13 protein-coding genes are annotated in these 12725 nt (G+C 45.4%); 10 read left to right on the top strand and 3 right to left on the bottom strand.

The window, feature by feature from the left end; all coding sequences use genetic code 11:
- Positions 1-172 precede the first annotated feature (172 nt).
- Both xylB and CPZ25_RS07450 read left to right on the top strand, forming a co-directional pair.
- Positions 173-1678 carry a xylulokinase gene (gene xylB, locus CPZ25_RS07455; protein ID WP_096920637.1) on the top strand — a complete coding sequence of 502 codons (1506 nt, stop codon included), beginning with the start codon at positions 173-175 and terminating at the stop codon, positions 1676-1678.
- 151 nt (positions 1679-1829) lie between these two features.
- Positions 1830-3194, top strand: a complete 1365-nt coding sequence (locus tag CPZ25_RS07450) for a radical SAM/SPASM domain-containing protein (RefSeq protein ID WP_096920638.1) — start codon at positions 1830-1832, stop codon at positions 3192-3194.
- Between the two features lie 53 nt (positions 3195-3247).
- On the opposite strand, the gene CPZ25_RS07445 is transcribed toward CPZ25_RS07450, so the two are convergent.
- Together CPZ25_RS07445 and CPZ25_RS07440 are read right to left on the bottom strand one after the other, a co-directional pair.
- Positions 3248-3664 (bottom strand): YjdF family protein, encoded by a 417-nt coding sequence (locus tag CPZ25_RS07445; RefSeq protein ID WP_096920639.1) that lies wholly within the window; start codon positions 3662-3664, stop codon positions 3248-3250.
- Positions 3665-3871: 207 nt separating this feature from the next.
- Entirely contained in the window at positions 3872-4756 is an 885-nt protein-coding gene (locus CPZ25_RS07440) for a LysR family transcriptional regulator (RefSeq protein WP_096920640.1), read from the bottom strand.
- Positions 4757-5033: 277 nt separating this feature from the next.
- On the opposite strand from CPZ25_RS07440, the gene CPZ25_RS07435 reads away from it, so the two are divergent.
- Complete coding sequence (locus tag CPZ25_RS07435; RefSeq protein WP_074617195.1) at positions 5034-5999, top strand: ornithine cyclodeaminase family protein; 966 nt, start codon at positions 5034-5036, stop codon at positions 5997-5999.
- Between the two features lie 62 nt (positions 6000-6061).
- Positions 6062-7126 carry a proline racemase family protein gene (locus CPZ25_RS07430; protein ID WP_096920641.1) on the top strand — a complete coding sequence of 355 codons (1065 nt, stop codon included), beginning with the start codon at positions 6062-6064 and terminating at the stop codon, positions 7124-7126.
- A gap of 217 nt (positions 7127-7343) precedes the next feature.
- Here CPZ25_RS07430 and CPZ25_RS07425 read toward each other — a convergent pair whose 3' ends face one another.
- A complete protein-coding gene (locus CPZ25_RS07425; protein ID WP_074617197.1) occupies positions 7344-8081 on the bottom strand; it encodes a FadR/GntR family transcriptional regulator in 738 nt (245 codons plus the stop codon).
- Between the two features lie 238 nt (positions 8082-8319).
- Here CPZ25_RS07425 and CPZ25_RS07420 point away from each other — a divergent pair, with 238 nt between their 5' ends.
- From CPZ25_RS07420 to CPZ25_RS07395, 6 genes are all read left to right on the top strand, one after another.
- Positions 8320-8598, top strand: a complete 279-nt coding sequence (locus tag CPZ25_RS07420; protein ID WP_074617198.1) for a hypothetical protein — start codon at positions 8320-8322, stop codon at positions 8596-8598.
- 22 nt (positions 8599-8620) lie between these two features.
- Positions 8621-9568 carry a serine hydrolase domain-containing protein gene (locus CPZ25_RS07415; protein WP_074617199.1) on the top strand — a complete coding sequence of 316 codons (948 nt, stop codon included), beginning with the start codon at positions 8621-8623 and terminating at the stop codon, positions 9566-9568.
- A gap of 85 nt (positions 9569-9653) precedes the next feature.
- Positions 9654-10601, top strand: a complete 948-nt coding sequence (locus CPZ25_RS07410; protein WP_096920642.1) for a polysaccharide deacetylase family protein — start codon at positions 9654-9656, stop codon at positions 10599-10601.
- A 115-nt stretch (positions 10602-10716) separates the two neighbouring features.
- Positions 10717-11034 (top strand): hypothetical protein, encoded by a 318-nt coding sequence (locus CPZ25_RS07405; protein WP_074617201.1) that lies wholly within the window; start codon positions 10717-10719, stop codon positions 11032-11034.
- Between the two features lie 19 nt (positions 11035-11053).
- Positions 11054-12118 carry a CobW family GTP-binding protein gene (locus CPZ25_RS07400; RefSeq protein WP_074617202.1) on the top strand — a complete coding sequence of 355 codons (1065 nt, stop codon included), beginning with the start codon at positions 11054-11056 and terminating at the stop codon, positions 12116-12118.
- Positions 12119-12163: 45 nt separating this feature from the next.
- Positions 12164-12712: a DUF1097 domain-containing protein gene (locus CPZ25_RS07395; RefSeq protein ID WP_083337081.1), complete on the top strand. Its 549-nt coding sequence runs from the start codon at positions 12164-12166 to the stop codon at positions 12710-12712.
- The last annotated feature ends 13 nt before the right edge of the window (positions 12713-12725 follow it).

Genomic DNA, 12725 nt, shown 5'->3' with positions numbered 1-12725 from the left:
ATCCACTCAAATAGCTTTAAGCTTTAGCTTTGCATCTCATGAACAGCTTTGTCGACACGCTAAATGGAGAATTTAGGATTCTCCATTTATTATAGAGGCCTTGTAATCGTTAATCTTTTGACGATCGTATTCAAAATACCATGTATATCATTACACTGAGGGAGGTAATATTATGGAATATTTAATTGGATTGGATTTGGGGACCGGCAGTGTCAAAACCGTATTGTTTGATCAGAACGGGAAGGAAATCGCGCAGATGGCGCAGGAATACCCGGTTTACCAGCCGAATAACGGCTGGTCTGAACAGGACCCGGAAGACTGGTACACAGCGGCTATCGCCACCATGCGTTATGTCATTGATGAATCCGGTGTTCCGAGAGACGCCATCAAGGGGATCGGGATGTCTGGCCAGATGATGGGCGCGGTTATGCTGGACGCGGCAGGAAAGCCGCTGCGCCGTGCGATCCTGTGGAACGACGCCCGTACCACAGAATCCTGCGAGTCTGTCCGCAGAATTGTTACCGATGAAAAGATGATGGAAATCAACTGCAACCCTGTTCGTCCAGGCCTTACAGCCGCCAAGATCCAATGGGTCAAGGAAAACGAGCCGGAAATTTACAAAAAAACCGCCCATATCCTTTTGCCAAAGGACTACCTGCGCTACCGCCTGACCGGTGAGTACGCCACCGAGGTTTCAGACGCTTCCGCCATGCAGCTGCTGGATGTGCGCAACCGCTGCTGGTCACAGTATATTCTGGATGCCCTCGAAATTAAGGAGTCTGTTCTGGGCAAGGTTTACGAATCACCGGATGTTACCGGCACCCTGACCAAAGAAGTCGCCGGCCTTCTGGGGCTTTCTGAAAAGACGGTTGTTGTCGGCGGCGCAGGGGATAACGCAGCCGGCGCTGTTGGGACAGGCGTTGTGGCCACTGGCCGCGCCATGACCACCATCGGGACCTCGGGAACGGTTTTTGCCTACGCCGATGAGCCCATGATGGATAAAAAAGCCCGTGTTTACACCTTCTGTATGGCAGTTCCGGACGCCTGGCATTTCATGGGCTCGGTCAACTCAGCTGGCAACTCCTTAAAATGGTACCGAAACCTGTTCTATTCTGACGATCTGGAATACGATAAGATCAACCGCGACGCCATGTCCTCTAAGCCACGGGCCAACAATCTCATCTATATGCCTTACCTCACAGGCGAGCAGTCACCGCATTTTGACCTGCAGTGCCGTGCCGGCTTTGTGGGCCTGTCAGCAACCCATACCAAAGCGGACATTACCCGCGCGGTCATGGAAGGCATCACCTATGCCCTGCGTGACGTCCTTACCGCCATCCGTGAATCCGGCATCGAGCCAGACATTATGCGTATGTGCGGCGGCGGCTCCAAGAGCCCATTCTGGCGTCAGCTCATGGCTGATATTTATGGCATGCCTGTCTGTCTGCCGGATATGAACTCCGAAAATGCGGCAGCTCTCGGCGCCGCCATTCTGGCCGCTGTGGGAACGGGTATGTACCCGACTGTCCAGGATGCCTGTGACAAAATCATCGCCATGCGCGCAGAAAACTACGCGCCAAACCCGGCTCTGCGTGATAAATACGACACCGTCTACACAGCCTTTGATAAGCTTTATCCGCAGCTGAAAGATAATTTCGCAGAGATTCTGAATTTCTAAAAGTAAAAATTTATATTTTAAAGGTGAAGGTGACGGAGGATTTCCGCCACCTTTTTTCGGTTGTCTTCAGGCAGTTTTAATGTGTATGCAGGCTGTTAATGGGTACAAAGAAAAAGAACGTTGCTATCCATACAACAGGAGGTAAAACAAAATGAACATTGTCAGTAAAATTAAGAACAAGACCTTTACCACAGCCGCCGGGGCGGCGCTTGATTATCTGGAAAAGGACCCGGAGACAAACATTCCAAAAATGATGGAGCTGGTGGACCGGTTTACGCCGGAAGGCTGGTATGAAGGCCAGCGTTCAGCCTTTCGGACCGCCATTGATGAAAAGAACAACTGGTATCAGCTGATTATGCGGTTTTACGAGCTGGACCCCGGTGTCAGAAAAGCCTTCTTCAACAATTTTGTTATAAACGCCAGCCTGAAAGGGAGCGCCCTGCAGGATGAGGCGAAGGAAAGGGAAAACTGCAATGTCCCCTGGGCCATTCTCCTTGACCCCACCTCCGCCTGCAATCTTCACTGCACAGGCTGCTGGGCTGCGGAGTACGGGCATAAACAGAGCCTGGACTTTGAAACCATCGACCGCATTGTCCGAGAGGGGAAGGCACTTGGAACCTACATGTATATTTATACCGGCGGTGAGCCCCTGGTACGTAAAAAAGACCTGATCGCCCTGTGCGAGCGCCATCCGGACTGTGAATTTTTATCCTTTACCAACGGTACGCTCATCGATGAGGATTTCTGTCAGGATATGCTGCGAGTCAGAAACTTTGTCCCGGCCATCAGCCTTGAGGGTTTTGAGAAGGCCAATGACAGCCGCAGGGGTCAAGGGGTTTATGAAAAAGTGAGGACAGCCATGAAGCTGTTAAAGGAGCATCATCTGCCCTTTGGTGTTTCCACCTGTTATACCAGCGCCAATTTTGAAGATATCAGCAGTGAGGCGTTTTACGATATGATCATTGAGGCTGGCGCGCTCTTTATCTGGTTTTTCCACTATATGCCCGTGGGCAACGACGCCGTACCGGAGCTGCTGCCAAAGCCCGGACAACGGGAGGAAATGTACCGCCGTATCCGCCATTTCAGAGAAACAAAGCCCATCTTCGGCATGGATTTTCAAAATGACGGCGAGTTTGTCGGTGGATGTATCGCAGGGGGAAGAAACTACCTGCACATCAACGCAGCGGGCGATGTGGAGCCCTGTGTGTTTATTCACTATTCCAATGCTAATATCCACGACACATCTCTGCTCGACGCGCTTAAGAGTCCTATTTTTATGGCCTATCATGAAGAGCAGCCCTTTAATGAAAACATGCTGAGGCCCTGTCCCATGCTCGAAAATCCTCAAATACTGCGCGCTATGGTCAAACAGACCGGCGCTAAATCAACAGATTTGCAGTCGCCTGAAACCGCAGACCATTTGTGCGATAAATGTGTCCCCTATGCCGATAGCTGGAAAGAAACTGCCCAGAATCTTTGGGAACAAAGCCAGAGAAAAAAACAAGAAAGCGTATAAATATAAAAAAACCCGGCGCGGAAAAACTCCCGGCCGGGGCCAAACACCGGAGACTAATGTCCACGGTGTTTTTCTTTTTTCTTCAGCTGTTTTTGCTCAAAACGCTCAAGCCTCTGACGTTCTTTTTCTTCGCGGTTTCGGCTTTTGTGCAGTGCCTTTTGCTGTTCATGCTGGGCTTTCAGGGCCTGCTGGGCCTTGGTGCCCACCCCCTGGCTCTGAAGCTGCCTTTTAATGGCCCGCTGCATTCGCTTAGGGTTCAGCTTCCGGGTTTCAACCGTTTGCGCCACTGAAGGGCTGAACCGGAGCCGGTGGTCGTTCCTGAGTAAAAAGTCATAAATCTCATAGTCCTTTGGCTCTGCGCCAAAGGTGATCTTACAGACCTCCAGCCGGTTTCCGGACTGGCGCTCATAAACCCCCACCCAAAAAGGTTCCTCAAAAAATACCGTTAAGCAGCTTGAAATAGTGACCATACAGATGTCCTCCTTTAAGTAGAATCACCAAAGAACGGACAACCAAGGAGGCAGGTTACTGACGGCGTCGCCGCGCCCGGACTACCAACCGGGCAGTGTTTTTATCTTTGTAGTTTAATGATAACGGATACCTGGAGAATGGTCAAATTGTTTTTTCGTTTTTCAGGAAAGCAGGCGGGCTCTGGCATATCTGCGTAAAAGGTGGGGTTAAGGCTTTTTAATATGCAGCGTAAGCCAGTTATGCATAAATGTAATAAAGGTATTCGCAGCGGCTGATACAAAGTGATTTGTATTTTGAGCGATGACCAGTGAGCGGTAGTAATGTTCCTTGAAAGGCCGGATGACCACCCGGGCATGACTGGGGATGCTGTCTAAAAAAAATTTGGAGAAGATACTGACGCCAAAGCCTGCTTCAATAAGCTTGAGCGCCACCAGCTCGTCAGAGATCTCAAGGGTATGCTCAGGGCTGATGCCGAGAGAATGGACAATCTCACCGATTTCAAAATTAAATTTTTCGCCGGAAAGAATATAAGTAAGGTTCTTATAATCGTGAATGGAGATTGAGATTGCCGACGAAAGGGGATGACTGACCGGCAAAACAGCCATAAATTCATCTGTTATGATTTCATGATATGTGAAATCAGCCACAGCGTATTTTGAGGTAAAGGCAACATCAATGCTGCCGTCCGAGAGCTTATCGCTTATTTCATCCTGATTACCCGTAAAAATCTCAAAGCTGATGTTCGGATGCAGATCGGCAAATTCCCTTAGAATATCCGGCAGGTAAGTAATGGCAAAACTAAAGAAAACGCCGATTCTTACTGTTCCAAATTCTGATTTTGTCATGGCGTCTGAAATGCGGCGCAGCTTCTCGCGTTCTCGATGAATGGTTTCCAGAGATTTAATAACATCATAAGCGTCAGGAAGCAGCCTGACACCTGAGTTCGTACGTTCAAAAACCGGAAAGCCCATCTCGGTTTCAAAAGCCTTTATCGCCTGGCTGACAGCCGATTGGCTGTAGTTAAGATTGTTGGCGGTTTTTGTGAAGTTGCCTGTTTTTGATACATCCAGTACAATATCATATTTGTCCAAGATACCCACACCCCTCTATTGTAAATTATGATCATGATTTGTTTCTTCATTGTATTTAAAAATGCGTGGGGGTGTCAAGCTGAAATTTAAAAAAATGATTACCGCAATAAGCAGTACTAATGTCAAAAATGATAAGCTTAAAATTCAAGAGGCTTTTAGCGGCTGAGTTCCGGTATTAATAAAACTGCGATCGGCTATCAGTTTTTATTGGTTTATAAGCATAGGATGCTGTAATAAAATAGCCCTATAAGAAAAGCAAATATCAGGGAGGTTTTATATGAAAATTGTTTCCGAAGAACAGGTGAAAAAGGTAATGGATATGAAACTGGTGCTGATGGCTATAAAAGAAGCTTACGCAGATTGCGAAGCCGGAAGCGTTTATGCCGGAAATCGTATTTTCATGCCAGTCCGGGGCGAAAAAAATGTCGGCCAGTGGCTGGCGGCCAGCTACCCTGGTGAGGGGTATTTTGGTTCGAAATTTTCATCTGTTTTTCCAGAAAATGTTAAAATTGGGCTTCCGAGTACCATTTCTAAAATCAGCCTGTATTCCTCCGAAACGGGAGAACAGCAGGCGCTGATTGACGCGAATTACCTCACAGCAATAAAAACAGGGGGAAGCGCCGCCATTGCAACGGATTTGATGGCCAAAAAGGACGCCGCAAAGCTTGGCGTTATCGGGACAGGCCTGCAGGCCTTCTCACAGGTGCTTGCGATTCAGGAGGTGCGTGAGATCAGCGCTGTGTATGTCTATGATCTTGACGCTAGCCGCATGGGCCCGTTTATAAAAATGCTTGAGGAAATAAAAAACAGACCCTATCCAATTATTCCGTCAAAATCAGCGAATGCGTGTGTGTCAGAAGCGGATATTGTATGTACCTGTACCACATCCCTAAAACCCGTATTTTCAGGGAATGCACTTAAAGAAGGCACCCATATCAACGCCATTGGATCTTTTACTTCTTTTATGCAGGAGATTGATACCGAAACGGTCTTAAAGGCAGATAAGGTGATTACAGAGCATATTGAAGGTCTGTGGGACGCAGCGGGGGATATTTTGATTCCTTTTAAAGAAGGAAAAATCACAAAACAAAAGGTATCTGGCACAGTGGGCGAAGTCCTGACTGGTAAAATCTCCGGTAGAGAATGTGACCGGGAAATTACGCTTTATGAAAGTGTGGGGTCAGGTGTGCTCGATATCGCGCTGGCCATCGCTGTGTATAACAGTCTGTTTTGTAGAGGATAATCTTTGAAAGCTCAAAATGTTCATCCAGTAGAAAGAAAATTTAGAATTAACAGGGAGAAAAAATGAATTTTAAGCGAATCATTAACTGTGTTGAGACACACGATGGGGAGCCCATGCGTGTTGTAACTGGTGGCGTTGGCAATATTCCAGGTGACAGTGTATACGAAATGGCAGAATATTTAAGGCTGCACGATGACAGTCTTCGCAAGTTTCTGCTTCGTGAGCCAAGAGGATATCCCCCGCTCTGCTGTAATATTTTGGTTCCGCCCAGGCATCCGGATGCGGCGGCAGGCTTTATTATTATGGAGCAGGTTGAGTACCCCATGATGTCGGGAGGCAACACGATTTCTGTGGCTACGGTTTTGTTGGAGACCGGTATTATTCCCATGCAGGAGCCATACACCGAATTTAATCTGGAAGCTCCGGCGGGTTTAATCGGTATTAAAGCAAAATGTGAAAATGGCAAGGTAACAGAAGTAACTTTCAGGAATGTCCCGGCTTTTGCCTTGTACACTGATGCCGAAATCGAGGTCCCGCATATTGGACATGGAGTGAGTAAGGTTAAAGTGGATGTGGCATGGGGAGGAATGTTCTACGCGATGGCAGATGTCCGACAGTTTCCATGGATTGAGCTGACGCCTGATATGGGAAGAGAGATTACACGGGTATCCTCACTTGTTTTAAAAGCTGCGCAGGAGCAGCTTCCAGTTGCCCATCCCGATTATCCAGGGGTTGGCATTACAATCTCACAGCTGTTTGGACCGACAGATGACCCCAGGGCCGATATTAAGAATGCGGTTACTGTGGCAAGCGGCGAGGTGGATTTTAATAATCCGGCAACATGGATCGGCGCTCTGGATCGATGTCCATGCGGAACAGGCACTTGCGCAAGAATGGCCGCAATGTATGCAAAGGGGGAACTTCAGTTGCATGAAACGTTCAGGCATCAGGGCCTTCTGGAGGTGGTCTATAAGGGACAGCTGGTTGAAGAAACAGAAATTGGCGGTTATAGGGCAGTGGTCCCGACGATAGCGGGAGAATCCTGGATTTACGGTTTTAATAACCTTGTATTAGACGCAACAGATCCTTTTACAGAAGGGTTTACAATGGGGGATATCTGGGCTTGACGTTTTTCCAGAAAATATGCGGATCAATACGCTGCTCTGCACTTTGTAAAATCAATAAGATTATTAGATGGATTAATAAAATCGCCTTGCAGAATTAAATTTATCATGCAAGGCGATTTTTGATAATGTATTTTTCAGATGACGATTAATTCATGAGTAAAATAAATTCTTAAAAGAAAAGTCAGAAGTTAAGGTTTCTGCTTTTGGCTTTTTGGTTTTAAGAAGATGTTCGGTTTATCATATTAAGAAGCACTTCGCGTCCTGCTTCGAAATCTTTGTCGCGGATAGTATAGTATAATTTCCAGTGATCCTCTGCGCTGTAGATGGCGTCACCAGGTTTTAAATTTTTCACCCTTTCGTGGCCGATCGTCATCATATGTTCCCGAATTGGCTCCTTAGCGATTGAAAAAGAATAACTCAGCAGATCATTATGGGACATGGAACTAATCTGAGAATGGAGTTCCACATCGCTGTCATTAAACTTTTGGAACAGAACACCCCGGTTTTTTGAATCCTCAGAGGCGTTGACGTAATCGGTAATATCACGCTCAAAGTTTTCACAGCATTCCTTCAATAATTCTAAATCTTCTTCTGTTGCGCGAAGAACTGCCAACCGAAAACACTCTACTTCGATAATTGAACGAAATTCAGCAACATCCTCAAGTAATTCATTTGTCATATATAATTCAGAAATAGACTGCATATGCTTGTCAAAATCAAAAGAGCAAACATAGGAGCCATCGCCTACGCGGGTTTCCAGGATTCCCAGAGTATTTAATTTTTGCAGCGCCATGCGCACTGTAAAGCGATTGACGCCAAATAACTCTGCTAATTCTCCCTCAGAAGGAATCTTTTCATTTTCCTCCCAAACACCTCTTAATATAGAAGACTTTATTTCCTCACACACCAGATCCGGCGCGGACATTTTTCTGATTTTTAAATCCTTTTTAACCATACGCTGCCTCAATTCTCATATTACTATTAATATAATACACTTAATCCATTTTATACGTCAAGGGCAAAAAACATATCGATAAAGATTAGGTTGAAAATAAATGAAACAGAAATTGTTTTCAATAAATTTCAGTTTTCAAAAAACAATTGACAAATGTAATCGCAGACGATATTATGTACACATAGTGAACAAGTGATCAAATCAAATAGTGATTGATAAGTGGAGAAAGGAGACGTTGATGGCCAATGTTTTGGAGATGCTGATGTTGATTTGTTTTGGGGCCTCCTGGCCAATTAATTTGAAGAAGGCGTTGCAGACTGGCACGGCGAAAGGAACGAGTTTGGTTTTTCTGTGTTTGATTGAATTTGGCTATGTGTGTGGTATTGGAGCAAAAATTTTACACGATAATATCAACTATGTTCTATTCTTTTATATTCTGAACCTCGTCGTAGTTGCTGCGAATATTATTATTTATTTTATTAACAGACAGAAGGACAAGCGAAACGGTATAAGTTAATAATATTAAAGGAGTCGGAAAGATGACATTAATTAGAAAATTTATGGAAGATGTAGAAAAAAATGATTTTTTTATCATCGGAGCTCAGATTCGAAAAGATAATGTAGTTGTAGATGAGTGGACACGTTTTTCTGCCAAGCCAAGATTCGAAACCTATTCAGTGGCCAAGACATATGTGGGTGTTGCTGCTGGAATTGCCCTTGAAGAAGGTTTGATTACGATGGATGAGTGTGTAGCAAACAGCTTTCCGGAAGCTAATTTTGACGTCACTAATGAAAATGCGCTCAGCATCACGGTGCGCGATCTGCTTACCATGACTTCGGGCCTCAGCGAAACAATGATTTGGCGTGACGGTTATGAAAGAAAACATGAACAGGATTGGGTTCGCTATTTTTACACCCGGGGTAAATTTGATAACAAACCGGGAACAACATTTCTGTACAATAATGTTAACCCGTATATTTTAGGCTGTCTGATAGAGAAAAAAAGCGGGCAAAACATACGTGAATATCTGCGGTACCGTTTGTTTGAACCGATTGGCATCAATAATGTAGAATGGACGAGCTGCCCAAAGGGACACACAATCGCCGCGAACGCGCTGCAAATCAATATTGACGAGATGGGACAATTTGGCCAGCTTTTAGCTAATGGTGGCGAATACAATGGCAAACGCATTGTGTCCGAAAAATATGTTAGGGAAATGATGACACCGTTCGGCCTGGATACAGGCGAGTTTATTCCATCTGATCCTCCGGTGGGCGCAGGTTATGGTTACCAGATGTGGATAGACAGTGTAAACGATGCTGCCTATATGTGGGGGATATTCGGGCAATATTGTGTCGTTTTGCCGAAAAAAAACGCTGTTGTATCCGTTATTTCATTGGAAAAAACAGATGGCGGATCCAACGGCGCTTATGAAACCTCTCCGCTGCGTAAAGTTATTTGGGATGATTTGGTTTCGCAGATTTAAGCGGATGGATACAGTTTCATAAAAAACTAAGTTACGATTTTAAATTTCTCAATTTAAAATAAAAATTTAAAGGAGGTATTTTTCAATGAGTACCAAAAAAGACATTAAGGTATGTATTAATCCACATTTTGACGCAGTATCTTTGTGGATCGGTTCGTTTGGCGGTGAAGATTCGCCCTGCGATATTTCCAGAGGTGTACATGGTGCAAAACGCGGTGTGCCACGTCTGTTAGATTTATTCAATCGTTTTAATATTCCTGTAACTTGGGGTGTTACAGGACACTCAATGGAAAGCTTTCCAAAGGCGGCAGAAATGATATGTGATGCCGTTGCAACCCGAGGCCATGAAATTGGAATTCATGGTTACTGCCATGAAAACCCAATCGCTATGACACGCCAGCAGGAAGCAGATGTTCTTGACAGAACAATCAGTACCGTTGAAAAAATATCGGGAAAAAAACCGCAGGGTTATATGGCGCCTTGGTGGGAATTAAGCCCGAATACGGTTGAATTGTTGTTTGAACGCGGTATTAATTACGACTCCAGTTTAATGGAAGATGACTATCACCCGTACTATTGCCGTGTTGGCGACAGCTGGACAAAGATCAATTACAATGGGGACGCTGCGGATTGGATGAAGCCCTGGAAGCCAGGAAAAGCCGTTGATCTGGTAGAAATCCCTGCCAGCTGGCATCTGGATGACGCACCGCCGTTTCTTTTTGTTAAAGCTTCTGCCAACAGCGCTGGCTGGCTGACCGGCCGTCAGCTTGGTGAAATCTGGCAGGATCAGTTTGATTGGGTCTACCGTCATCATGACTATGCGGTTATTCCAATTTGCTGTCATCCAGACGCGTGCGGCATCAATCCACACGGCCTGATGATGCTTGAACGCCTGATCACCCATATGCAGAATCATGAAGGTGTTTCCTTCGTTACAATGCAAGAGGTAGCGGATGATTTCCGTAAGAGGGCGCCTTTCGGATCTAAGATTGAAGTCGGTCCGGAAAGTGGACTGCATGAAGCGTGTTATTGATTCGCAAAAGTATCGCTATCCCTATCATTATAATTTAGATTAATATATAAAACGATCGCAACGCTCCCGGCAGTGCCTTTTGAACTGCCGGAAGCGTTTGTTAAGGAGGATCATTATGTGTGCAGCTTGTGGTGTTTTAAACGGCGGAGCGGACTGGCTTGAACGCGCGGGAAATCCCGAAGGCATTGGCTCTGAGGAAGGGACAACAACACGAAAGGCAGAGCGGCAGAAACTGATTGGAATGATCAATATTTTATTGAAGCCAAGTCGGGCGAAACTCTGTGATTTTGATACAAAACTGGTAATAAAGGGGCCAACCGGACAAACGAAAATCGCCGATGATTTAGCGCATGTTTGGGTTATGGCTGATATGATTGGACTTCGACAAGTCGATCCGCTTGATGAAGAATACCTTGACGCCATTGGATTTTAGATAAGTGAGGTAAGCAGATATGGCAGAAAGAATACCCGTAACGGTTTTGACAGGATTTTTGGGAAGTGGAAAAACAACATTATTACAGCGTTTGCTTGAGTGCGAGGGCGGTGACGGCGTTGCGGTCATTATGAACGAGCTGGGTGAAATTGCGCTGGATAATCTCTTTGTGCAGAAGGTTACAGAGAGTATGGTCGTTTTAAAAAACGGATGTGTTTGCTGTACCATGCGGCAGGATCTTCAAACAGGGCTAAGAGAGCTCATTGACAACAAAGATATGGGAAAGATTAAGCCCTTTAACCGTGTAGTTGTAGAAACGACCGGATTGGCTGATCCCACCCCCATTGCCATGACCCTGGATGCAGATCCGCTGTTACGCCGTCATACACGGCTGGCTAATATTATTACAACCATTGATGCCATATTTGGCGCCGAACAACTCAAAACCCATGAAGAGAGCCTGCGTCAGGCAGGTATCGCAGATCGACTTGTACTGACGAAAACAGATATCGCGGCGCCGGAGCAGATAACCCAGACAAAAGAAATGATTCACAAGGTCAATCCAACTGCGATGATTCTGGATGCAAACAGTACCGAATCTCTTTGGACCCAGCTTTTTGACATTGACCCATTCGATCCGCTGACTAAATCTGATGAGGTGCAGCACTGGCTGTCAGAGATGGCAAAAATCGATGAAGAAGATGAGCACCATCATCATGAAGGTGAAGATGGTGAGGTTCATCATTATCATGGAGACCATTATCACCATGATAAAAATGATATACAAACTTTCTCTTTCAGAACCGAAGAACCGCTGAACTGGACGGCATTTGGCATTTGGCTGTCTGCATTGCTCCACCGGCATGGCAATGAGATATTGCGAATTAAGGGACTCTTGAATGTTCCTGGGGCATTTGGCCCTGTTGTCATTAACACAGTACAGAGCCATATTACACCGCCGTCGCATCTGGATGAATGGCCTAACGAAGATCATTCTTCGCGGCTGGTTTTTATTGTACAAGGTATTAAGCCGGAAACAGTCAGAAAATCATTGAATCATTTTTTGGCAGTTCTGGATCAATAATCCCCCTTACATCATAAAAATTTAAAGAATTTAAGAGGTGATATTATGACTATGGGTGAAAAATTAAAAAGGCACACACCAGTGGCCTTATTTGTCGGTTTGCAGGCTTGTGTTATTCAAATCATTGACATTTACTTACAGGGCGCTCTGCCGCCAGCTGCTAATGTGGGATTTTCGTGTATATCATTTTTAGCCTGGGCAACCTATTTTATGGCTGGATGTACAATCAGGGATGGCATTCGATGCTTTTTTGGATTTATCATCGGTATTATTGCGTCAATTATAATCATGAAGTTAGGCGGCGTTTTCGGTGCTTTGGGAATTTTCGCCACACCTGTTGCGATTCTAATTATTGCCTGGCTGTTGTTCTACCTCGAACTTGCGCCGTTTCCATGTAACTATGTTCCGGCGGTATATATCGCGGCGGGTGCCTATTTCGTGACGATGTCTTATGTACCGAACGCCACGTTAAGCGGCATGTTCATCACGGAGATGATATATCTGACGCTTGGTTTGTTCTTTGGTTGGATGACAATTGCCTTTAGGACTTGGTTTGAAACAAGACGTGACAATCAGGAAAAGAAAGGTGCGTAACAAATTATTTTGA

The sequence above is a fragment of the Eubacterium maltosivorans genome (assembly GCF_002441855.2).
Taxonomy (GTDB): Bacteria; Bacillota; Clostridia; order Eubacteriales; family Eubacteriaceae; genus Eubacterium; species Eubacterium maltosivorans.
This window is presented reverse-complemented; position numbering and strand designations above follow the sequence as displayed.